Below are 23,327 nucleotides of genomic sequence, written 5' to 3' on the forward strand. Positions count from 1 at the left end.
CCGACGGGCGGCGCGCCGGTCCGTGCTCCGGCGCGCCGCGGGGCCGCTCCGCGGGACCGACCGCTTGCCAGGGCCGCGGCGTTCGCTCAAGTTGCGTCACCGGCCCCATGAACACTCGATCGGTCAGGGCCGCAACTGGGCTGCTCGGCGGGGCGGCAGGGGAAGCGCGCCGCGCGGCGCAGTCCGGTCGTGAGGTTCGGTCATGATCGAGAAAACTGGCCGCATCCTGGTCGTCGAGGACGATCTGGATATCAGGAGCATTCTTACGCAGCTCCTCGTGTTCGAGGGGTACGACGTCGAGGAGGCGGCGGACGGCGCCGAGGCGCTCGCGCTGCTGCGGCGGGACGCGCCGCCCGCGCTGATCCTGCTCGATCTGATGATGCCGGTCATGGATGGGTGGCAGCTCCGCGCCGAGCTCCAGCGCGACCCGGCGCTCGCGTCGATCCCGGTGGTGATCGTGTCCGCCGACGTGCGGGTCGAGCAGGAGGCGTCGCGGCTGCGCGTCGCGGGCCTGCTGAAGAAGCCGCTCCAGATCGAGCCGCTGCTCGAGCTGGTCCACCGCATCTGCGGCGCGCCGGCCCGGTGAGCCGGGCGCGGCGCTACCTGACCGGCTGCGCCGCGGCGGGCGCCTTCCCCTCCGCGAGGCGGCCGGCGCCGTGCTCGTGGAAGTACTCCGTGAGCCGCCTGTCGGCCTCGTCCCCGAAGAGGAGCTCGCACGCCTCGCGGAGGCCGGGCGACCTCGCGAGCGCCTCGCGGCGGAGCAAGAGCGAGATCTTCGTGCGCCGCCGCAGGAAATCATCGAGCTTCGCGATCATCTCGTGCTTCGCGGCGTGGGCGACCTCGCAGCGCAGGTCGTCCGCTCCTTCGAACAGCGGCTCGGCCATCCTCGGATCGCGCTGGATGTCCTCGAGCAGCCCGAGCGCCTGCGCGCCATAGCGGCGCCATAGCCGCGTGCTGAGCGCCTCCGAGGCGCGCGGCGGCGTCAGCGCGTCGAGATCGAGGGCGCGCGCCCTGTGAAAGAACTCTTTACGAACCGCCTCGCCCGGCTCGCCATACCAGCGCTGCGCAGGGCGGGGCAGCGCGACGCCGAGCCCCTGCACGGCGGCGCAGACCTCGTCGCCCACGTTGATGCAATCGGTGAGCTTGCCGCCGAAGATGCTCACGTGGGCCTGCGCCCGGTCCGCCTCGAGGGCGTGCTTGCGCGAGAGCTGCAGCCAGTCCTCGCCGTCCCCGCCGCCCTCGACGGCCAGGGGGCGCACCCCGCAGCGCTCCGCGATGACGTCGGCCTCGGTCAGCGGGCGGGGCAGGTCGAGGCGCTTGTTGATGTTGGAGAGCACGAAGCGCCGGTCCTCGGGCGTCACCGCCGCGCGCGGGCCCTCGACGCGGGTGTCTGTCGTGCCGATGCACGTCCTCGAGCCCATCGGGATCACGAAGAACAGCCGGCCGTCGTCCGCGAAGAACGTGAGCACCCGCCGGCTCGAGGTGAGCCGATCCACGATGAGGTGGATGCCCTTCGAGAAGATGTGGCGGTGCCTCGTCCGCTGGCCCGTCAGCGCGTTGTGCGCGTCCACGAACGGCCCGCAGGCGTTGACGAGCACCCGCGACCGGATGTCAAGATCCCTGCCCGACAGGACGTCGCGGGCGCGCGTGACCCAGGCGCCCCCCTCGCGCCGCGCGCCGAGCGACTCGACGTAGTTGGCCGCCCGCGCGCCGTGATCGAGCGCCGCGCGCACGAAGCCCCAGACGAACCGCGCGTCGTTGTCGACGAGGTACGCGTCGGAGTACTCGAATCCTCCGTCGCAGCCGTCCAGGTTGACGATCGGCTCCTCCCGCGCGATCGCCCGGCGGGAGAGCAGGCGAGGGATGCGCGTGAAGAAGCTGCCGATGATCCAGTAGAGCCAGGTGCCCAGGAAGAGCTTGAAGAGCCCGTGGCGGAAGCCCCGCTCGTGCGCGGCGTAGAACCGGATCTCCTGCACCGACGACGGGTAGCTCCTGAGGAGGAGGTTCCTCGACGTGCAGAGCTTCCGCACGAGCGGAAACTCGAAGCTCTCCATGTACTTGATGCCGCCCCAGGCGAGGTTCGACGACTCCTGGCTGGTGAATCCGGCGAAGTCGCCCCGATCGATCAGCGCGACCTTCGCCCCCCGCGCGGCGAGGGCCGCGGCCGCGACGGCGCCGTTGATCCCGGCGCCGAGGACGAGGACGTCGAACGTGTCGCGGCTCAAGCTGTCGATGTTCGTGGCCCGCAGCATCGATGGCGATCCGGCGAAGGCGCGGCCGGCGCGCCCCATGTGCTCTATCACGTCCCCGTCGCCTCGGGGCGGCCGACGGCGCTCGCGACGTCTCGTTCAGCCCATCATCCCGTCGGCCCAGCTGCCCTCCTCGCCGCGGTAGGCGTCGGGCGACGGCGCCGGCTGGACGCGGCGCGGGCTGCTCTTCGCCGCGGCGGCGTGGCCGGTGTGGAGGTGCTGCCAGCGCGCCATCTTGGTGTAGACGCCGCCCCGCCGCAGGAGCTCTCCGTGCCCGCCGTGCTCGACGATGCGGCCGCGCTCCATCACGAAGATCTGGTCGCAGTCGACGACCGTGCTCAGGCGGTGGCTCATCAGGACGATCGTCCGCTTCCCCTTCAGGGCCCGCAGCGCCTCGCTGATGGTCCGCTCGTGCTCGGCGTCGAGCCCGTCGGTCGGCTCGTCGATCACAAGGATGGGCGCGTCCGTCAGCAGCGCGCGCGCGATCGCGATGCGCTGCCGCTGGCCGGCCGACAGGTTGAGCCCGCCGTCGGCGATCGCCGTCCGGTAGCCGTCCGGCAGCGCCTCGATGAAGCCGGCCGCCCCCGCCATCTCGGCCGCCCTCCGGATCTCCGGGTCGGTCGCTGAGGGGCGCCCGTAGGCGATGTTCTCCGCGATGGTCGCCGGCAGGAGGATGCTGTCCTGGAGGACGAGCGCGATGTGCCGGCGCAGGTCGGCCACGCGGACCGCGCGCGTGTCGATGCCGTCGAGCCGCAGCGCGCCGCAGGTCGGGTTGTGGAAGCGCGGCAGCAGGCCGAGCAGCGTCGTCTTGCCGGCGCCGACCGAGCCCACGAACGCGACCATCTCGCCCGGCCGGATCGTCGCGTCGAGCCCGCGCAGCACCGGGTGGCCCGGGCGGTACTCGAACCCGACGCCATCGAGCGAGAGCGCGCGCGGCTGGGGCGGGAGGGTGGCCGCGTCGTGCCTGTCGACGACCGCCTGGTCGCGGTCCAGCACCTCGAAGACGCGCTGCGCGCCCGCGACGCCGCCCTGCACCGCGGCGCCGGCGCCGGTCAGCTTGCAGAGCGGGTCGTAGAGCATGCCCAGGTACCCGAGGAACGCCGTCAGCGCGCCGAGCGTCATGCCGGCCTCGCCCCCGCCCGCCCGGGCCTGGACGATGAGGTAGCCGCCGTAGCCGAGCACCAGCGCGCCGCCGAGCCCGAGGATCGAGCCCATCGCGAGCGTGTGGCGGAGCTCGTCGTGGTGGAGCCGGAGCCACGCCTTCACGCTGTTGCGCAGCGTCGTGTGGAAGCGCGCCTCCTCGTCCGCCTCGCGGCCGAACGCCTGGACGAGGCCGATCGACGCCATCGAGCGCTGGACGGACGTCGCGAACTCGCTCTCGACCTCCTTCGCCTCGGTGCACTTCTTGTGCAGCACGCGCCCGAACCTGGCGTTCGTGAGGAGGAGCGGCGGGACGACCGCGAGCGCGAGGAGCGTGAGCTCCAGGCTCCGCGAGGCCATGATGCAGATCATCACGGCGAGCGTCAGCGCGCTCCCCATCACCGCGACCGCCACGTTGAGGATGCCGTGGAACCCGGAGGCGTCCTGGTTGAGCCGGTAGAGGGCGTCCCCCTGCGGCTGCGCCCGGTGATAGCCCATATGGAGCGCCTGGAGCTTCCGGTACACGTCGCGCCGCACGCGCGTGAGCCCGCCATAGCCGATGCGGAACGTGAGCAAGGCGCGGCCCATGCCCACGAACTCCTGCGCCACGCGCAGGACGAGCGTGATCGCCGCGAGCCCGAGGACGCGGCCGAGCAGGCTGTCCGGGAGCGGCGCGAGCAGCATGCGATGGACGAAGTCCCCCGCGCGCGGGCCGGTCGAGATGAGATCCACGATCACGGCGACGGGCCACACCTGGAGCAGGCTGATCGCGATCGAGGCGCAGACCAGCACGGCGAGCGCCCCGAGGCGCGCCCACTCGGCCTTGAAATAGGCGCCCACCCGGAGGAAGAAGCGGACCCGCTCCGCGCCGGCCGGCTGGCTGGGCGCGGCGCGCGCAGGGGTCAGCTGCGCGGTCGTCCGAGGAGAATGCCTCGACAACCTGACCCTGCCTTCGCGCCGAGGCGAAGGATGATAGTGCTTGCGGTGAGCCGGTGCGCTCATGGTTCGCTGAGCTCTCTCCTGTCTACGGCTGAGGTGGTCGTCGGCGGCCCATCTCGGGCCCGGCCTGACGATCCATCGGTTACGACCAGTAGCGAGGTATCGCCGCTGGTGTAACAGCCCAACGCGGACGCGCTCGACGCGAATGCCGGAGAACAGGTAGGCGCTCGCTGATTTGCTGCGCGGTTGTCCGGGACTCCAGGGCCGGCGACGCCGGCGCTGCCAACGGCACAGGCCGACGGCGCGGCCGGCTCTCCGCGCCTACCCGCGAGTCCGGCTCTCGAGCCGCGCGAGCCTCTGGCCGAGGGCGCGCGCCGGCGCGAGGTCGAGCTCCGCCGGCGCGTGATACGCGCTCGCCTGAGGCGGGCCGGCGCGCTGCGCGGCCCTGCTCGTCGGATCCATCTCCGCGCGGGCGGGGGCCTGGACGAGGACTCCATGGCCGGCGAGGGAGGCGAGCGTCGCCTGGAGCGTCGCGCGCTGCGCTCCCTCTACCGCGGACGGCGAGCAGAACACCGAGGCCACCTTGCCGGCGAGATCGCCAGAGGGCTGCCGCGATCCGTCGAGGAAGCGGCGGATCTCAGCGGACATCGCGCCATAGCGCGCAGGCGAGCCGATGGCGATGCCGTCCGCCCAGAAGAGGTCGTCTTGCTGCGCCAGCGGGACGGAGGCGAGGTGTTCCCGCGCGGCACGGATCCGCTCATTCGCCGCGCTCCACCGGCCCTCGACCGCCGTCAGATCGGCGACGCGCCGGAGCCGCACGGTCGCTCCGGCCTGCCTGGCGCCCTGCGCGACGGCGGCCGCGAGCGCGGCCGTGCCGCCATAGCGGGAATAGAAGATCACGGCCACGTTCATGCCGGGCGCGCATGCAGCCCTCATACCGCCGTCATCCCATGGGCCGGAGCGCTCCATGCCAACCCCGATGAGCTCGCCGCGCGCCCCGTCATGGCATCGTCGAGAACGGCATGATGGGGGCCGGCTGGCAGGCCCTGCGGCCGTGGATGACGCATGGCGCAGAGCGCGCGGCGCAATTCAAATTGCGCGTCGCGGCTCCACGTCTTATGGGTCCTTGGATGGTCCGGAGCGGATTGCGCAGGGGCGGCGGCGTCGATGTCCCGTGCGCCCCCGGAAGGGGGTGCGGCGCGGAGCGGGGCGATCCGCCGGCCGCGCCGCCGTGCCCCCCGGGCGCGATGGGGCGGAGGCTCGCCGAGCAGGGCCCCTCTCGACGGAAGACGATCTTGATCATCGAGGACGACCCAGGCGTCTGCGATGCTCTCGTGACCGTCCTGTGCGATGAGGGATACGATGTGATGACGGCCGGGGACGGCGCGGACGCGCTGGCCAGGCTCCGCGAGGCGCCGACGCCGGCGCTCATCGTGCTCGATCTGATGATGCCGGGGATGGACGGATATGCGTTCCGCGCGGAGCAGCTGCGCACGCCCGCGATCTCCGACGTCCCCGTGGTCGTGCTGACGGCGGGGGCGGCGCCGCGGGCCGCGGAGCTCGGATCGGTCGACATCCTGAAGAAGCCTGTCGATCTCGTCGCGTTGCTCGACGTGGTCGGTCGCAACACCTGAGTCGGCGCCGGGACGCCCGAAACAAACATCGCTGAGAGCGCGGCGCGACGGGCGCGTCACAGCGCTCGTTTCTGCTTGCCGGGGCGGCGGTGCGTGCGTCATACGCAGCTCACCGCACGCGGTCGACGAGGGGCGTGATCATGTTGATGGCCCGGCGAAGCCTCCTTTGCAGCGTATCCATGTTCAGCCTCGCCGCGCTCCCCGGACTGTCGGGCGGCTGGGGCGCCGCGCCGGACGGCGACGCGCCTTTGCCGGTATCGGGGGACGCTCCGTCGCCGGCCAGCGAGCTGTCGAAGGCGGTATTCCAGCACGGCGTGGCGAGCGGGGATCCGCTGCCCGATGCCGTCATCCTCTGGACGCGCGTGACGCCGGGCAAGGCGGGCCCGGTGGCGGTGACATGGCAGATCGCGCTCGACGCCGGCTTCAGCCGGATCGTGGGCTCGGGGGCGCTCCTGACGGACGAGGAGCGCGATCACACGGTCAAGCTCGACGCCGGCGGGCTCGACCCGGGGAAGACCTATTATTACCGGTTCATCGCCCTCGGCGGATCGTCGCCCGTCGGGCGCACGAGGACGGCGCCGCGCGGCCGCGCCGGGCGGCTGCGCTTCGCCGTCGCGTCGTGCGCGAGCTATGCGCACGGGCTGTTCCACGGGTACCGGCGCATCGCCGCGCGCCTCGACCTCGACGCGGTGATCCACCTCGGCGATTACATCTACGAATTCGGCGACGGCCAGTACGGGAGCGCGCGGCATTACGAGCCCGCGCACGAGCTCGTGACGCTCGCCGACTACCGCGCGCGTTATGCCCAGTACCGGCGCGACAGGGACCTCCAGGCGGCGCACCAGCAGCACCCGTTCATCACGGTCTGGGACGACCATGAGCTGGCGAACAACACATGGAAGGGCGGCGCGGCGAACCACACGTGGCCTGCCGAGGGGTCGTGGGACGAGCGCAGGGCGGTCGCGCAGCGCGTCTACGCGGAGTGGATGCCGATCCGGGAGCACCCTGGCGATGCCGGCCGGATCTGGCGCGCGCTTCGCTACGGCGATCTCGTCGACCTCTTCCTGCTCGACACGCGCTCCTGGGGGCGCGACCGGCAGGCCGACCTGGGCGACCGGGCGGCGATCGAGGCGCCGGCGCGGACGATGCTCGGGCGCGATCAGGAAGCGTGGCTGCGCGCGGAGCTCGCGGGCTCGACGGCGGCGTGGAAGGTCATCGGCCAGCAGGTGCTGATGGGCCAGATCCCGCAGGACCTGAACACGGACGCGTGGGACGGGTATCCGGCGGCGCGCCAGCGCTTCTTCGAGCTCCTCGACGAGGAGCGCGTGCGCGACGTCGTCGTGCTGAGCGGCGACACCCACGCGTCGTGGGCGATCGATCTCGCGCCGGCGCCGCTCGATCCGGCGCGCTACGACGCCGCGACGGGCCGTGGCGCGATGGCGGTCGAGATCGCGGTGCCGGGGATCACCTCCCCGTGGCTCACCGAGGAGCAGGCCCGGGCGCTCGAACCGCTGGTCCTCGCGAACCCGCACGTCAAGTACGCCGACCTGTGGCGCCGCGGGTACGCGGTCCTCGACGTGACGCCGGATCGCGTGCAGGGCGCGTATTTCCTGTACGATGCGCCCGAGCGCCCGGAGGTCGACGAGGTGTTCGCTGCGGCGTTCGCCGCGCGCCGCGGCGAGAGCCACCTGGTCCGGGAGGAGGCGGCGGCGCCCGCCATCGACGACCCGCCGGAGGCCGCGCCTCGAGTGAGCTGATCGGGAGCCGACGCGCGGCGGGCACGCGAAGCCCGCGAAACCACGCGGGTTCTCCGCCGGGTGGTGGTAAGATCCGTCCCAGCGATATGCTGTGCAGGCGTCCTGCTGGTCCTTTCGCGAGCCTCTGGCTCGCCGTCGCCGCGATCGGGTGTGCGGGCGAGCGTCCGTCGCAGCCCGAGGGGTGGGACAGCGCGGTGGCGCTGCGACCGGCGCGCGATCTCGACGCGAGCCCGGGGGTGCTCGAGGTCGATCTGACGGCGCGGGTCGAGGACGTGGAGATCGTGGCCGGCAAGAAGACGCCGACGTGGACCTACAACGGCGGGCTCCCCGGCCCGCTGCTGCGCGCCCGGGTGGGCGATCGCGTGATCGTGCACCTCCGCAACGAGCTGCCGGCGCCCACGACGGTCCACTGGCACGGCGTGCGTTTGCCGGCGGAGATGGATGGCGCGCCCGGGCACAGCCAGCCCGAGACGCCGCCGGGCGGCGGCTTCACGTACGACTTCGTGGTGCCGGACGCGGGGCTCTACTGGTACCACCCGCACGTCGACTCCGCGGTGCAGGCGGGCAACGGCCTCTACGGCCCGCTGCTCGTCGAGGATCCGGACGAGCCCGCGGCGCTCGGCGACGAGCTCGTGCTCGTGCTCAGCGACATCAGCGTGCGCGAGGACGGCTCGCTCGAGGACCCGGAGGCGGGCGGCAACCTCGGCACGCTGTTCGGGCGCGAGGGCGACCTCCTGCTCGTCAACGGGCGCGTCAACCCGGTGATCGGCGCGCGCGCCGGGCTCAGGCAGCGGTGGCGCATCGTCAACGCGGCCAAGTCCCGCTATTACCAGCTCCTGATCACGGATCACCGCTTCACCCGCATCGGCGGCGACGGCGGGCTCCTGGAGCACCCGGTCGAGGAGGACAGGATCCTGCTCACCCCCGGAGAGCGCGCCGACGTGCTTGTGACGCCGCGCGGGGCGCCGGGCGCGACGCTCTCGGTGCGCTGGGTGCCCTACGATCGCGGCTACGGCGCGACCTTCCACAGGCCCGAGGTCGAGGCGTTCCGGCTGCGCCTCGCGGACGAGCCCCTGGCCGAGGACGATCCGCTCCCCGCGATCGCGCGGGGCATCGAGGCGCTCGACACGGCGGGGGCGAGGCGCGTCGATCTGCAGCTGACGCGGGAGGAGGGCCCGGGCGACCTCGTGATGGGCATCAACGGCGTGCCCTCCTGGGAGGCGGAGCCGCTCGTGGCGGCGGTGGGGGAGACCGCTGTGTGGACCGTCGAGAACACGATGGAGTTCGATCACCCGTTTCACCTGCACGGCTTCTTCTTCCAGGTGCTCGGCGCCGATGGCCAGCCGGTGAGGCCGCTCGCGTGGAAGGACACGGTGAACGTGCCTGTCGACGGCGCGGCGCGCTTTGCGGTGCGTTACGACAACCGGCCTGGCATGTGGATGTTCCACTGCCACATCCTCGATCACGCCGACGCGGGCATGATGGGGATGCTGCACGTCGTGCGATGAGCGCGGTGAGAGGCGGCGGCGGGGGGAGGCGGCGAAGCGCGCGGAGCAGGACGCGCGGGGCGAGCGGTGCGCGGGTTGGGTTGATAACAGCGCTGTAGAAAAACAGGGACTCTGTCGGTATCTCGCACAACACAGCACCTCCGCCGCGGCGGGAGGGCGTTGCGAGGCGCGGAGAGGCATGATCCCGAGACGAAGTCGCCCTGGATCGGGTAGGATGGGAGCGTGGTGGATCTCGATGCGATCTCGGACCGAACCTACGTGGCTGCGGGGGCGGACTTCGCGTTCGTGATCACCCGGCGGGGGCGGGTCATCACCAAACGCGTGCCGCGCGACATGCCCAGGGAGGGCCGCAGCCAGATCGTCGAGGCGGCGCTGAGCCTCGGAGAGCTGGGCCGGCTCGGGTGCGTCGAGCTGCGGCGCGAGGATCTGGTGCCGTACGGGGGCGCGGCGCCCGTCGACGTGTACTTCGGGGTGGCCGCCGAGGCGATCCTCTGCGTGGTGATGCCCACGTGGGCGGACCGGCGGGACGTGGCGTCTGCGATCGAGCGCGGCCTGCGTGCCATCGACGAGGGGACCCCGGCGGCGCCGCAGCCGATCCGGAGCGCGCCGCGGCGCACCCGGTCGCGGCCGCGGGGGGAGGCGGTGCCTCCCTCGGCGCGCCGGCCGGTCGCCGAGGTGCGCGAGGTGCCGCCGGCCATCTGCGGGGCCGCGGTCGTGTGCGAGGCGCCGGCCCCGGCCTCGAGGCGCCCGCCGCCGCCGTCGCCGCCGGCCCGTAAGCGGAGCGCGGTCGCGGGGCTGGCCCTCCTCGCCAACGGGGGGCCGCCGCGGTCGCTGGCGCGCCCGGTGGCGCTGCGCGAGGCGCCGCCGTCGCCCGGCGCCCCGGCGCGGCCGGCCGGGTCGCTGCCGGACATCCGGATTGGCGAGGCGGCGCTCGGGCGCGAGAGCCTCGACGCGATCGGGCGAGAGCTCGGCGGGGCGTGGCCGTCGGCGCCCGAGATCCGGGTCGACGCGGCGTCAGCGGGGGAGGGAGCCCTGCCGTCGATCGAAGCGGAGATGCCCGAGCCGGCGCGGGCGGGATCGATTCCGGAGGCGGTGCGCCTCGAGCTGGTGAGCATCAGCCGCGAGAGCCTGATGGAGATCGCGGCCGAGGAGGGGCGCATGGCCGCTGCGGGGCCGAGGCCCTGGGTGCCGCTGGTGCGGCCCGCGCTGGTCACGCGGCCGTGGGAAGAGCCGCCCGAGGAGGCGGCGCGCACGGGCGAGGCCGAGTGCGGGGCCGGGGAGGCGGGATGAAATCCCTGCGCTAGAGGCGATACCCCGGATCGCGGGGTAGCTTGCCGTCGACGCGAAGCACCTTGACGTCATTTCCCGCTGCAGACGCGCGAACGAAGCCGATTGCTCCGTCCACCCTGCTCACGAGCCAGATGACCGTGGCCGCGTTCGACACGCCTTTCGGCGGGCCGGATTGGCCACGAATCTTGCGATCGATCCAGTAGAGACCCACCTCCTCGGGGGACATGCCGAGGACCGCCTCGTCGAAGGCGATGCGCTCCGGAGCAGCCCTGGGATAGGTGACGGGCACCAGCAGCTTCCCGTTCACCATGACCTGGTTGCCCATGTACGCGCGCTTCAGATCTCCAAACGAGATCCCCTCCGCGGGGAAGCTCTTCGAAACGACGATCGCCAGAGGTCCCAGGTCGCCCGCGCCGTACGTCTCCTCCGGCGCTGCCGTGACCACCGCCGCGAACACCAACGCGCACGACGTCAAGAGGGTTCTTCGAGCGATCATGCTAGAAACTCCACGCGGCCTGCATGGCGAACTGATCGAAATCGATGCTCTTCTCTTTCAGGTAGGGCATCCAGACATGCACCCCGACGAGCTTCAACACGACGTTCTCCGTGGGGCGTATGTTCAAGCCGCCGACGATATCGCACGCCTCGTACACGAAGGCGGTTTTGCCCGTGCGGTCGTATTCGAAGCCGAACCAGGGCATGATGCCGTACCAGGGCAATCGATAACCCGTCTGAAAGTAGAAGCCCCAGCCACGGTTGTCAGGGGTCCACGTCCCTGGGGCCAAGCCAGCAGGCCGGTGGTCGTCGTCGTAGCGTACATCATGCATGATGTACTCGGTCTGGAACAGGAACCCGCCCCAGGTGTACTTGAGATCTGCGGCCAGGCCGAGCTCGTCGTAGCTCGTGGTGACCGGGAAGCTGGTAACGAACGCGCCGTCCTCCAGCGTGGTGACCTGCCCGGCGTCGGTGTAGCGGCCCTTGTAGCCCGATGTGCCGACAGCGAAGTCGCCGAACGGAGTGTCTTGCCGTAGCCAGAGACGCCAGCCAACTGCCTTGTTCTTGTCCAGGTCCATATAACTGTCGACCGGGCCACGGCCATTGGACAGCGTCAGGTGGTATCCTACCTGCGTGTCATTGATGCCATGGCTTCCATACGCTTCGATGCCGGTTTGTCGCTGGGGCAGCCACTCGGCGCCAACGATATAGGGTCGCGTGACGCTCAGGATGACAGGTGTCCCGTGGTCCACGTTCCAGATCCCATACGGGGTGAGCCACTGTCCGAGCCGGACGTTGAAGAGGGGATGGGCAGCGTATTCAAGCCACGCGCGCTCGATGATCACCCCGCCCACCTTCTTCGCCCGAGAGAAGTCGGTGTAGTCTGGAAAGGCAGCGCTGATACGGGTGCTCTGGAACGTCGCCGGGTCGGTCACGACCGCCCCGTCGGGCAGGTAAGTGAAGCGGAGCTCGATCAAGGAGCGGAACTTCTTGCCCAGGTTCGAGTCGAGGTAGACGTTGAGATTGCCGACGTAGAACGTCGGGTTCGGGCCCACTCCGCTCAAGGACCCGGAGGTCTTCTCGTCGCTGAGCAACGTGGCGAAGGTGAAATCAGCGAAGCCGTAGACGCTGAGCTTGGTTTCGTCGGAGGTAAGCTCCTCCGCGACCTCCTCGCCGGCCAACGCCTGAGCGACGGACTCTCCGCCGGCTCCCGGCGCCGCGCCCGCGTCGACCGTGCCGGTAGCCCCTGCCTGGGGTCGAGGCGCCGCGGCGCTCGAAGCCGGGCTGGCCGCCGGCGAAGGCGTGTTTGCTGCGCCCGGCTCTGCGCTCGTGGCAGGTTGAGCCGGAGGCGCCGGCTCCGGAGATCCAACGGCACCCGAGGCGTCCGGCGCCGGAGCTGGTCCGGAGGGGGCCGCTGGACCCGTGGCCTCCGCGGGCGTCGGAGCTGCTTGTGCCGCCGCGAACGACGACCCGAGCGACAGCGCGGAGGATACGGCGAAGGCAAGGTGAATGGACACGCCGCGGGGTGCAACGGATCGCGTTCTCAATTGGGGCAGCTCCCTTCCGCGACGCACTGGTATTGCTCGACTCCGTAGGCGGTAAAGTCGCAGCACACGGTGCCGGTGAAGCAATTGTTCGGCGAGAGCGCGCAGCCTTGAACCTGGCACTTCTGCGTCAGCTGGATATTGCAGTACGTGGCCTCGGTCCCTGCGCAATCTGCGTCGCCGGTGCAGGGTTTCCCCGCGCCGATCGGCGGCCGGCGACAGTAGGATGGGGTGACCGTGAGGTCGCACATGGTTCCACCCGCGCAGTCGGCAGGGCCCTCGCACCCCTGGCTGGTGCAGTAGCCGCTGGTCCCCGAGACGGCGTGACAGTAACTGTACTCGGCTTCCGGGCAAGGCGTCGTTGCGGTGTCGCACGCCGCAGCCAGGCCAGCCGGGGTCGCGGTGCATGGCGCCTCGGCGGACGCCCTGCTGAACCCGGGCGCGCATTCGCACGCCCCTGTCGCTCCGGTCACCTCATTGTCGCCACATGCCGTGCAGGACGCCGCGGCGTCAGCGCGGCCATATCCGGCTTTGCAGACACAGCCGCTTGGCCCGATCTCCTCGTTCTCGCCGCAGCGCACGCAGCCCGCCGTCGTTGCAGCATAACCCTCGGCGCAGACGCAGACCTCCGAGTACTCCGACACCGACCTTACGGTCTGGCCAGGTCCACAGGGCTGTTCGCTGTCGTAGACGCAACCAAGGAACGAAAAAGCAACGGCATTGGCCATCAGAAAGACTAGACCCCATCGGCGTGACGCCGAGGGGGGAGGTCCATGCAGCAGTCTCGCAGACATCACGCTCATTCCTTGCTGTTGGGTTCCTTACACAACCTTCGAACGCAGAGTTTGCAAGAGGAGTGAACCTCTCTGTTGTCGAGCCCACCGGAGGGCAGCTCGGCACCTGCCGTCGTGGCTGGTCTGCCCAGATCCCATCGTGCACGTCCATTGCGGCCATGCCCCGAACTGCCCGCACATGGGTAATGCTACAGGGATCTGCAGCCAGTGGAAGGCCAATCTGCGCACCTGGGAGGGCGGCCCAGCGCAGCGCGACCCGAGCTCGCGCTGCGCTCCGCCGAGCTGGGTGGCCTCTCACGGGCCTTAAGCGGGACAGCCTGGGCGCCGGCGTGAGCGATTGCGCTACACGTGGGGCCGCCTGGTCGTCGCCGCCTCGATCTCGGGCGCATGACGTGACGCGAGGCCCGTCGAGGTGACGGGGCGCGGCGGACGCGCCGGCGCCGCCGCCGGGGCGCTCAGGGGCTCATGGTGGCGACGAAGACATCGGCGCCGGCCGCGTGGGGGATCGGCCCGGTCCCGAAGTCCGTCGGTCCCTCGGCAGCGCCGGTGATGGCGATCGTGCCGTTCGGAGAGACGGCGATGTCGTTCGCGCTCGCGTCGAAGCTGCTCGTCCAGAGCGCCGTCCCGCCCGCGTCGAGCCTGGAGAGCCCGTCGCCGGCGATGACGATGCCGCCGGAGCCATCCACGGCGATCGCATGGCCGAACGGGATCGAGCGGCTGAAGACATGCTCGCCCGCGGCGTCCAGCTTGACGAGCACCGGGCCCTCGGGGAGCACCCCGCCGCCGACGTCGACGGTCCCGTCGGTGTAGGCCGTCAGGAGGATCTCGTCGTCGGCGGTGATCGCCAGCGCGAGGGCCGACACTCCGAGCTCCGCCTCGGAGGGAGCCGAGGGACCGATCTGGCGGCTCCAGACCACGCCGCCGGCCGGGGTGCGCTTCTGGACGGTGAACCCGTGAGGGCAGGGGCAGGACGGCTGACCGGAGATGGACGCGCTCGTCGTGATCACGTCGCCAGCGCTGTCGACCGCGAGAAGAACGTCGTCGCTCTGGTGCTGGTAGTCGTTGTGGGACGGGATCGCCGTCGCGAGCGGTTGAGTCCAGAGGATGTTTCCTGCGGGATCCAGCTTCGCCAGGGAGGGGGTCGACGGGGCCAAGAGCGGGGCAAACGCCACATAGGCGCTCCCGAGGGCGTCGACGGCGAGCCGCCCGAAGAGCTTGTAACCGAACCAGTCCGACGCGACGGCTCTCTGGCTCCAGATGTGCTTCCCCTCGGGGTCGAGCTTGGCGACGAAGATCGCCTCTTCCCAGCCCGACGCCTGGAGCGCGCAGCCGCCGAAGCTCACGGCCGACATCCCTTGCCTGTATATGCCGGCTAGCAACACATTGCCGCTTCCATCGACGGCGAGGGCGCGGCCGGTCTCCGCCAGGTCGCTGCCGAAGCGCTTGCTCCAGAGCAACGCGCCGGCGGGATCGAGCTTGAGGAGAAACACGTCCGTCTCGCCTGCGCTGGTCAGCGGGCCGGCGCCGAAGTCGACGGTACCTTCGAAGGTGCCGATGACGTAGTAGTTGCCTGCGGCGTCGCTCCCGATGGACCAGCCCACGTCGGCGCCGGCGCCGCCATATCCCCGCGACCATGGTGGCTGAGGAGGGCAATGGGGCTCGCCGTCGCAGCTCTCGTCCTCCGGTGTCACGCAGACCTCTGCGGCGGGCGTCACCTCGCCGATGCAGGGCCCATACCCGGCACCATCGGGGAGGCATGTCTGCGTTCCAGGAGCGCAGCGCCCGACGCCCCGGGTCCCGGCGGGGCCGGTTTAACATGCGACGACCGAGCCTGGGACGCACGTCGCCGGCGCGTCGCCGCCGGTCGAGCCGCCGCCGTCACCGCTCGATCCTGCTCCGCCGCCGCCGCCGTCATCGTCGCCGCCGCTCGCCGGCGGGTTGAAGACGACGACGTAGGCGTCGTTGGACCCTACATAGGGAATCGGGCCGGTCCCGAAGTCCACGGGGCCACCCGCGAGACCGGTGACGGCGATCGCGCCGTTCGGGGACAAGGAGATATCCCGCGCATCTGCGTCGAAGTCGATCGACCAGAGCTCCGTCCCGCTCGCGTCGAGCTTCGCGAGGCCGCGTCCGGCGACGACGATGTCGCCGGCGGGATCCAGCGCGATCCTGTCGCCGAAGCGGACCGAGCGGCTGAAGATGGGCTCGCCCGCGGCATCCAGCTTGAGGAGGACGGAGCCGGCGGGGAGGGGCGCGCTGCCGAAGTCGATGGATCCATCCGTCGTGCCCGTCACGAGGATCTCGTCCGCCGCATCGATCGCCACGGCGTGCGCCGTCACGCCGCCGCCAAACACAGGGTCGCTGGATATGAAATTTTGCACCCAGAGGGGATCGCCGGCCGGAGAGTACTTGGAGACCACGAACCTGGTTGGAATGCCCTCGAAGCTCAAGCCGTGGGTCACCACCGCCACGACGTTGCCGGCGCTGTCGAGCGCGAGCCCCGCGCCGCGAGCATAGTATCCTGGCAACGTCTCCCACCAGAGGGTGGCCTTGCTCGCGGCGTCGATCTTGATGAGCTGGGCCTGCTCCCACTGGAGGTACACGACATAGATATCGCCGTGAGCATCGACGGCGATCTGCTCGACGGAGTGCACCGCTGGAGCAGCGTAGGGACCATTGCTCCAGATGGGATTGCCGTCGGGATCGAATTGGGCCACGAAGAAGGATACCAACGGGGCGATGTCTTGGAGGGGGAGGGGACACCCGCCCAGATCGATGCTCGGCATCCCGTACGCGTCCATGTACACGCCGGTGAGGAAGACGTTGCCGTTCTCGTCGACGGTCACGGCGCCCCCCCGCTCGTCGCGCTCGGTCCCGATGCGCTTGCTCCAGAGCACCGCGCCCGAGGGATCGAGCTTGATAAAGAGGATGTCCGCCTCTCCGGCGCTGGTCACGGGGCCGGTGCCGAAGTCGACGGTTCCTCGGAAGGTGCCCGAGACGTAGTAGTTGCCCGAGGCGTCGCTCGCGACGGAGAAGCCCTCGTCGACGCCAGGGCCGCCGAAGCCCAGCGCCCAGGCCGGCGGCTGAGCGCAGCGGGGCTCGCCGTCGCAGCTCTCGTCCGCCGGCGTGGCGCAGCGCTCTCGAGCGGGTGTCACCTCGCCCGCGCACGCGCCGTAGCCGAAGCCGTCGGGGCGGCAGGTCTGCGTCCCGGAAGCGCAGCGCCCGACGCCCTTCGTCCCGGCAGGGCCTGTGTAGCAGGCGACGACCGAGCCCGGCACACATGTGCCCGGCGAGCCGCAGCCACCACCGGTCGAGCTGCTGCCGCCGCCGGTGCCGGGGGCGCCGCCATCGCCGCCGGTGCAAGGCGCGCCGCCGTCGTTCGATCCGCCGGCACCCTCTGTGGCGCTGCTGCTGCTCGCCCCCGGAGCGCCGCCGCTGCCGCCTGTGCCTCCTGCACCGCCGCTACCTCCGCCGCGCGCGATGGGCTCGCACGCGGTGAGGCCAACCAGGGCCGTGATGGTCAGTGCGGATGCTGCCCGCAGGCAACCCTCGAGGCTCCAACCACGACGCGCAATGTGTTCGGCCATGGCAACGCTTCGTTGCTCGACATGAGCCGCATATTCATCAGGCCTCCAAATGAGCGAGGAGCCACTGGACGATTTTCTTTTGAATGATCCTGTGTACTCTTTCACCTCAAAACCTGCCTTCGCACCTCGAAAACGATGACCTGATCCCCTGCAAGCGGATCAGGACGGGCAATGACGCGTCTGATGCATAAGTATTTGACATGATTCACGAAATTTCCGTTTCGCGGGCGCGTTGGTGGCGAGGAGTAGTCCAGTGAAGCGCGAATTTTTCATGCGGAGACACGGCACATGAACCAACAAGCTCGAACCGCTTTCTCGGTATTGCTCGTGGCAGCTTCGATGGGCGCGGCCGGGCCGGCCTATGCCAGCGTGTCCGTCTCGGGGAATGTGACGCCCGCTGTCGCTGACCCGGGCGACCCGTGGGATCTCGGGGCGAATGCGCTGGTGGTCGGCAGCGCGCTCGACGCGGAGGAGCCGATGGGAGAGGTGATCGTCAGCCACCAGGGGACGTTGATCAGCGCCGGCGCCTCGGTGGCGGCGGTCGCCTACTCCAGCGGCAGGGTACAGGTCATCGGATACGGTTCACGGTGGATCAACCATGGGCAGCTCGCGCTCGGGCTTCGCGCCGGGGCGTCCGGCTCGCTCCTCGTCAAACGGGGCGCCCAGGTGACCACCGACGACCTCGTGCTCGGCGTGCGCGGCTATTCGGCCTTCGGATACGTGCTCGTCGAGGGGTACGACGCCTCCCTGACGAGCCAGACGAACGCGTACATCGGCCGCTCGGAGGAGCTCAGCGTCCTCGAGATCAAGCAGGGAGCGAGCTTCTTCTCGAACAACGTATTCATCGCGACGTGCCAGATCTGCCAGGGCGACGTGAACGTCACGGGCTCCGCGACGAGGTGGGTCAACACGGGCGAGTTCGTCGTGGGCGCGAACGGCGGCGCGAGGCTGCGCATCGAGCAGGGGGCCCAGGTCTTCACCGCGAACGCGCAGATCGAGACCCGTCCCGGCGGGCCCTACAACTTCGCGAGCTCGGCGATCGTGAGGGGCTGGGACGCCACCTGGACCAACGAGGGGCTGCTGCGCGTCGGGGCCGCCGGCCATGGCGAGCTCACGGTCGGCGCTTATGGAACCCTCGTGACGGAAGAGACGGAGATCCGCTCCACGTACGGCCACGGGTTCGTCTGGGTAAGCGAGCCCTACGCGTCATGGCGCAACAGCGGCGATGTGACGATCTACGCGACCTTCTCGATTTCCCCGTCGCTCCTCGTCGACGGGCGAGGCAAGGTCAGCATCGGCGGCCTCCTCCGGATCACGCCCTTGTTCGAAGGCGGAACGCCTGGCCCGGAGCCCATCGTGCGCCTCACGCGCGGGGAGCTCGCCGCGGGCGCGATCGAGATCCAGGCGCGCGACTTCGACTTCGCCGGCGGCCGCCTGAGCACTGGCAGCTTCCTCGGCGATCTCGCCAATACGCAGGCCGGCGCGCTCTCCGTGGGAGACGTCTACGCCTCGACGGACGTGGCGGGCGATTACAGCCAGGGCCCGAGCGCGACGCTGAGCGCCACCGTCGCGGGCCCGGGCGCCGCGCCGCTCCTGGTCGTGGACGGGGACGTGAGCCTCGATGGCGTGCTGGAGGTGGTCCCGGCAGGCGACACGGCGCCGTTCCAGGCCGGGGACACCGTCGCCCTGCTCGACTTGAGCGGAGAGCTCACAGGGACCTTCGCTGACGTGCACATCGCCCTGCCGCTCGCCCCCGGGCTCGCCTGGGATACCTCCGCGCTGTACACGACCGGAGAGATCACCGTCGTGCCTTCCGCCTGAGCGGAGGCGCGGCACGACGGGAGCTCCACGTCGGGCCGGGCGGATCGGCGCTGCCCGGGGACGGGGCCGGCGCGCCGGTCGCGGCGCGCCATGCCTCGATATCGTCGACATCCTCCGCGAGCTCGCGCAGGGGATCCGCGGCTTTCCCATGGTCTCGAGGAAGCGGCCGGGGTCGGGGGACGGTCAGTGGAAGCACACCGCGAGCGAGGGGTGGTCGCCGAGGATGTCGTGCTCGGCCTGGTCGGAGTTCGGCGTGGCCGCGCAGCTGTCGCAAGCGTCGCCCAGGCCGTCACGAGCAGGCGATCGCGGCGGCGCGGGACGGCGCCCGGGAGCCGCCGCGCTCGCCCGAGCGGCGACGGGCTGGCCGGCGTGACGTCACCAGGTCCGGGGCGCGTACGTCGCCGGATCGCTGGGGGGTCGGTGAGCGTCAGTATGGATTGCTTGACAACCCGATGGCCCTTCGCACGATTCCTCATCGTGGAGGAGCATGCGTACCGGACCCGACGATCACACGGAGCCAGGCGCGCTCGTCGTCGAGCACGCCCGCCACCCGGGGCCAGGCGGGCCCGCGGAGCGCGCTGAGCGCGCGGGCCCCGGGCCGAAGAAGGCCGCCTCGGGCTGCCCGCCGGAGCAACGTACGGACGATCTCGGGACGAAGAGCCCTCCGCCGGGGAGCGGCCGAACAACCCAGTCGAGCACGGTCGCGACCGACATCCCCACGGACATCGCTCGCAAGTGGCAGGAGATGACCGATCTCCTCGCGGAGATCCTGCGCGTCCCGGCCGCGCTGATCATGAGGATCGAGCCCCCGGAGATGGTCGTCTGCGTCTCCAGCGAGTCGAAGGGGAACCCCTTCGCGCCCAACGAACGAGCGCGCCTCGGCACCGGGCTCTACTGCGAGAGCGTGATGACGAGCCGAACGCCGCTGCTGATCCCTGACGCCCTGAAAGACGAGCAGTGGAAGTCCAATCCGGACGTCGAGCTCGGGTTGATATCCTATCTCGGCTTCCCGATCTCCTGGCCCACGGGGGATATCTTCGGGACCATCTGCGTGCTGGATGACCGCGCGAACCATTACAGCAAGGCCTACCAGGCGCTCATGGAGCAGTGTCGCGACGTGATCGAGATGGACTTGAAATCCATCTTCGCCCTCGATGCTCGCCTGACGGAAGAGGCCCGGGCGAAAGAGCGGCTGGAGCAGCAGGTCGCCGAGCGCACCGCCGACCTGCGCCATGCCAACGCCCAGCTCAGGCAGACGATCGCCGAGCACGAGCGGACGGAGGCGGCGCTGCGGAAGGTCGCGGAGGAGTGCAGGTGCGCGGAGGAGGCGTTGCGCACGAGCCAGGAGCTCCTGCGCGCCATCATCGACAGCTCGACGGCCATCGTCTCCGTCAAGGACATCAAGGGGCGCTACCTCCTCGTCAACCGCCGCTTCGAGGAGCTGTTCGGCGTCGCTCGCGAGGCCATCGTGGGCAAGAGGGACGATGACGTGTTCTCCCGGGAGCACGCCGAGGCGCTCCGCGCTTTCGACCGGCGGGCGCTCCTCGCCGGGACGGCGCTGAAAGACGAGGAGGTGATGCCCGAGGACGACGGCGCGCACACCTATCTCACCATCAAGTTCCCTCTGCGCGACGTCGCCGGCGTCCCGTACGCGGTGGGCGGCATCTCCACGGACATCACGGAGCGCAAGAAGATCGAGGCGGAGCGCGCCCTGGTCCTGGAGCACGAGCAGAGGGCTCGGACCGCCGCCGAGGCAGCGGTGCGGATGCGCGACGACTTCCTGTCGATCGCCTCCCATGAGCTCTATACCCCCATCGCGGGCCTGAAGCTCGCCGTGCAAGGCTTGATGCGCGAGGCGACGACGCTCCCCGCCGGCGCGACGAAGCTGGCCAGGATGGCCGAGCGGCAGTGCCAGCGGCTCGTGAGGCTCATCGACGATCTGCTCAACGTGGCTCGGATCCAGGCAGGCAAGCTCGAGCTGAAGCTGGGAGACGTCGATCTCCGGGCGCTCTCGCAGGAGGTCGTGGAGCACTTCGACGTGGAGCTGAAGCAGGCAGGAAGTACGGTGAGCTGGCGCGCAGACGCTCCCGTTGTGGGCACGTGGGACAGGGCCCGTCTGGAGCAGGTGGTGACGAACCTTGTGCTGAACGCCATCAAGTATGGGCGGGGCAAGCCGATCGAGATCAGCGTCGCGGCCGAGGGCGAGGTGGCCAGGCTGGTCGTCGCCGATCGCGGCATCGGGATCGACGCGAGCTGCGCGCCGTACATCTTCGAGCGCTTCGAGCGAGGCGTCTCGGCGCAGCACTACGGCGGCCTCGGCCTGGGGCTGTACATCAGCCGCCAGATCGTGAACGGCCATGATGGCTCGATCCGGGTCGAGAGCGAGCTCGGCGCGGGGGCTGCCTTCATCGTGGAGCTCCCCCTGCGCCGGCGCCGCGACGCTCTGCCGACCGAGGTGTCTCCGCCGGCCGGAGGTCCCGATGAGCCCGCAGGGTGATCCTCGCGACGGTGTCATGATCGTCGACGACGACATCGGATTTCGCGCCGTCGTGGAGGAGCTCTTGCAGGCATGCGGCTACGAGGTCGTCTGCGCGGAGAACGGCGCGGTGGCGCTGGAGCTGCTCCGCAGCGGCCTCCGCCCGAGCATCATCCTGCTCGACCTCATGATGCCGGAGATCAATGGCTGGGAGTTTCTCGCGCTCAAGCGACGGGAGCCCGCGCTGGCGGACATCCCGGTGGCGATCCTGTCGGGCGTCGACGCTCTGGAAGCCAAGGCAGCCACCCTGGACGTGTGTGCGCTGCTCAAGAAGCCGATCGATCTCGACACCCTTCTCGCCGTGGTCGCGAAGACACGATGAGCTCGCGTCGGGGAGCTCGTTCGGCGCTCGAGACATCCTCCAGCCATGGCGTCGACCCCGGCGAGATCCGCGAACGGAAGCACCGATGCCATCCGAAAGTCTGCATACGAAACCGCGCTCCCGACGAGCCAGTCCCTGCCGCTCAGGACCTGTTCGAGCAGCGCCGCCGCCTCGGCGAACCCCGAGAGCCCCTCCGCCACGAGGTCGTCGCGGATGGGACCGAGCCCGTAGCGCTGCTTCGTCACCCGCTCGAAATGGACCTTGTCGCACGCGGCGGCGAAGTTGTGCGTGCCCCAGCTCAACCACCGGATCATCTCCGGTTGCGCGGCGCCCGTGCGCCAGAAGTCCGAGCCCGTGAGCTGCGAGAGGCGGCACGCGATCGCGTCCGTTTCCCAGAGCGACTGGTCCCCCTCGACAAGGATGGGCACGCGCAGGTTCGGATTCAGCGCTCGAAACTTCTCCTGCTGTGACGGGTCGAGAGGAGCCGCGTGGACGTAGTCCACGGGTGCATCGAGGTGGCGCGCCACGGCGACGGCGACCCGTGGATTCAAGTTTCGGCTGAAGTACAGTTTCATAGATCCTTTCTTCTTCCTCTCCGCCAACCCGATCAATTCCTCGATGCATCGACGATGAGGCCGCCCTGAGGTCACCTCTCGCTGTCGAGCATCGCCATCATGGGCGCGGGGTAGCGGGCGCCGGCGATCTCTTCCGCGGGGACGGCGGCCTCGAGCTCGGTGAGGTCGGAGGGCGTCAGCGCGATCTCGAGGCCGGCGAGGGCATCCTCGAGCTGCTTCCGCGTGCGCGCGCCCATCGTCGGGATCACCGTGACGCCCTGCGCGGCGCCCTTGGCGCGGACCCAGGCGATCGCGAGCTGCACGGGGGTGACGCCGCGCCTCTCTGCGAGGCGAACGAAGGCGTCGACGAGGGCCTGGTTCTTCCGGGCGTTCTCGCCCGAGAAGCGCGGCAGGTGGGCCCGCATGTCGCCCGCGCCGGCCGGCTTGCTCCCGGCCAGCAGGCCGCGCGAGAGCACGCCGTACGCGGTGACCGCGACGCCGAGCTCGGCGAGCGCGGGGAAGATCGTCGCCTCGGGGCCGCGGCTCACGAGCGCATACTCGATCTGGAGGTCCACGATCGGGTGCACCTTCGCGGCGCGGCGGATCGTCTCCGCGCTCACCTCGGAGAGGGCGATATGGCGGACATAGCCCGCCTTCACCATGTCGGCGATGGCGCCGATCGTTTCCTCGATCGGGACCGCCGGGTCCAGGCGCGCGGGCCGGTAGATGTCGATGTAGTCGACGCCGAGGCGCGACAGGCTATGAGCGAGGAAGCTCTTCGTCGCGATCGGACGGGCGTCGAAACCCAGGAAGGTGCCGTCGGGCGCGCGCAGGCCGCCGTACTTCACGCTGAGCACGGCCTTGTCGCGCCGGTCCTTGATCGCCCGGCCGACGAGCATCTCGTTCTTGCCCATGCCGTAGAAGTCGCCGGTGTCGAGGAGGCTCACGCCCCGATCGAGCGCCGCGTGGAGGGTCGCGATGCTCTCCGCCTCGTCGCTGTCGCCGTACGGGCTGCCGCCGGCCATGCTCATGCAGCCGAGGGCGAGGGGGGAGACGGAGGGGCCAGTTTTGCCGAGCCTGGTGGTGTTCGTCGTCGTCATGCCGTCACCCTAGGCGCTCGCGTTTCATTGCTCCAATGAATAGGATGTATTCTCGAC

At 70.4% G+C, this 23,327-nt stretch carries 17 protein-coding genes and 1 pseudogene; 8 read left to right on the forward strand and 10 right to left on the reverse strand.

The genetic code is table 11. The features are described 5' to 3' along the window. Positions 1-202: 202 nt before the first annotated feature. The gene (locus WMF45_RS06845) at positions 203-586 is read left to right on the forward strand and encodes a response regulator (protein WP_437716135.1); all 384 of its coding nucleotides are present in this window, start codon (positions 203-205) and stop codon (positions 584-586) included. A 13-nt stretch (positions 587-599) separates the two neighbouring features. On the opposite strand, the gene WMF45_RS06850 is transcribed toward WMF45_RS06845, so the two are convergent. The 3 genes from WMF45_RS06850 to WMF45_RS06860 all read right to left on the reverse strand — a co-directional run bounded on the left by WMF45_RS06850 (position 600) and on the right by WMF45_RS06860 (position 5,264). After that, complete coding sequence (locus tag WMF45_RS06850) at positions 600-2,252, reverse strand: glycerol-3-phosphate dehydrogenase/oxidase (RefSeq protein WP_437719504.1); 1,653 nt, start codon at positions 2,250-2,252, stop codon at positions 600-602. 96 nt (positions 2,253-2,348) lie between these two features. Beyond that, the gene (locus WMF45_RS06855; RefSeq protein WP_437716136.1) at positions 2,349-4,328 is read right to left on the reverse strand and encodes an ABC transporter ATP-binding protein; all 1,980 of its coding nucleotides are present in this window, start codon (positions 4,326-4,328) and stop codon (positions 2,349-2,351) included. 321 nt (positions 4,329-4,649) lie between these two features. Then, positions 4,650-5,264: an NAD(P)H-dependent oxidoreductase gene (locus tag WMF45_RS06860; RefSeq protein WP_437716137.1), complete on the reverse strand. Its 615-nt coding sequence runs from the start codon at positions 5,262-5,264 to the stop codon at positions 4,650-4,652. A gap of 194 nt (positions 5,265-5,458) precedes the next feature. Here WMF45_RS06860 and WMF45_RS06865 point away from each other — a divergent pair, with 194 nt between their 5' ends. The 4 genes from WMF45_RS06865 to WMF45_RS06880 all read left to right on the forward strand — a co-directional run bounded on the left by WMF45_RS06865 (position 5,459) and on the right by WMF45_RS06880 (position 10,517). Continuing rightward, the gene (locus WMF45_RS06865; RefSeq protein WP_437716138.1) at positions 5,459-5,962 is read left to right on the forward strand and encodes a response regulator; all 504 of its coding nucleotides are present in this window, start codon (positions 5,459-5,461) and stop codon (positions 5,960-5,962) included. Positions 5,963-6,141: 179 nt separating this feature from the next. Beyond that, positions 6,142-7,719 carry an alkaline phosphatase D family protein gene (locus WMF45_RS06870; protein ID WP_437716139.1) on the forward strand — a complete coding sequence of 526 codons (1,578 nt, stop codon included), beginning with the start codon at positions 6,142-6,144 and terminating at the stop codon, positions 7,717-7,719. Positions 7,720-7,805: 86 nt separating this feature from the next. Next, positions 7,806-9,227: a multicopper oxidase family protein gene (locus WMF45_RS06875; protein WP_437716140.1), complete on the forward strand. Its 1,422-nt coding sequence runs from the start codon at positions 7,806-7,808 to the stop codon at positions 9,225-9,227. 222 nt (positions 9,228-9,449) lie between these two features. Next, positions 9,450-10,517 carry a hypothetical protein gene (locus WMF45_RS06880; protein ID WP_437716141.1) on the forward strand — a complete coding sequence of 356 codons (1,068 nt, stop codon included), beginning with the start codon at positions 9,450-9,452 and terminating at the stop codon, positions 10,515-10,517. Positions 10,518-10,527: 10 nt separating this feature from the next. On the opposite strand, the gene WMF45_RS06885 is transcribed toward WMF45_RS06880, so the two are convergent. From WMF45_RS06885 to WMF45_RS06905, 5 genes are all read right to left on the reverse strand, one after another. After that, on the reverse strand, positions 10,528-11,013 hold the full coding sequence (locus WMF45_RS06885) for a hypothetical protein (RefSeq protein ID WP_437716142.1): 486 nt from the start codon (positions 11,011-11,013) through the stop codon (positions 10,528-10,530). A gap of 1 nt (position 11,014) precedes the next feature. Further along, positions 11,015-12,193, reverse strand: a complete 1,179-nt coding sequence (locus WMF45_RS06890) for a hypothetical protein (RefSeq protein WP_437716143.1) — start codon at positions 12,191-12,193, stop codon at positions 11,015-11,017. 362 nt (positions 12,194-12,555) lie between these two features. Then, positions 12,556-12,807 (reverse strand): hypothetical protein, encoded by a 252-nt coding sequence (locus WMF45_RS06895; protein ID WP_437716144.1) that lies wholly within the window; start codon positions 12,805-12,807, stop codon positions 12,556-12,558. Between the two features lie 998 nt (positions 12,808-13,805). After that, the gene (locus WMF45_RS06900) at positions 13,806-15,065 is read right to left on the reverse strand and encodes a hypothetical protein (protein WP_437716145.1); all 1,260 of its coding nucleotides are present in this window, start codon (positions 15,063-15,065) and stop codon (positions 13,806-13,808) included. Between the two features lie 96 nt (positions 15,066-15,161). Then, positions 15,162-16,937 (reverse strand): hypothetical protein, encoded by a 1,776-nt coding sequence (locus WMF45_RS06905; RefSeq protein WP_437716146.1) that lies wholly within the window; start codon positions 16,935-16,937, stop codon positions 15,162-15,164. A 327-nt stretch (positions 16,938-17,264) separates the two neighbouring features. Here WMF45_RS06905 and WMF45_RS06910 point away from each other — a divergent pair, with 327 nt between their 5' ends. From WMF45_RS06910 to WMF45_RS06920, 3 genes are all read left to right on the forward strand, one after another. After that, positions 17,265-18,758 (forward strand): hypothetical protein, encoded by a 1,494-nt coding sequence (locus WMF45_RS06910; protein WP_437716147.1) that lies wholly within the window; start codon positions 17,265-17,267, stop codon positions 18,756-18,758. A gap of 487 nt (positions 18,759-19,245) precedes the next feature. Continuing rightward, a complete protein-coding gene (locus WMF45_RS06915; protein ID WP_437716148.1) occupies positions 19,246-21,255 on the forward strand; it encodes a sensor histidine kinase in 2,010 nt (669 codons plus the stop codon). Then, positions 21,239-21,616 (forward strand): response regulator, encoded by a 378-nt coding sequence (locus WMF45_RS06920; protein ID WP_437716149.1) that lies wholly within the window; start codon positions 21,239-21,241, stop codon positions 21,614-21,616. The genes WMF45_RS06915 and WMF45_RS06920 overlap by 17 nt, the downstream gene beginning before the upstream one ends. A 53-nt stretch (positions 21,617-21,669) precedes the next feature. Here the strand turns inward: WMF45_RS06920 and WMF45_RS06925 are convergent. Both WMF45_RS06925 and WMF45_RS06930 read right to left on the reverse strand, forming a co-directional pair. Then, positions 21,670-22,191: pseudogene (locus tag WMF45_RS06925) on the reverse strand (glutathione S-transferase family protein); the annotation flags it as partial. Between the two features lie 71 nt (positions 22,192-22,262). Continuing rightward, a complete protein-coding gene (locus WMF45_RS06930) occupies positions 22,263-23,270 on the reverse strand; it encodes an aldo/keto reductase (RefSeq protein WP_437716150.1) in 1,008 nt (335 codons plus the stop codon). Between the last annotated feature and the right edge of the window lie 57 nt (positions 23,271-23,327).

Source organism: Sorangium sp. So ce448 (genome assembly GCF_051520915.1).
GTDB lineage: Bacteria > Myxococcota_A > Polyangia > Polyangiales > Polyangiaceae > Sorangium > Sorangium cellulosum_B.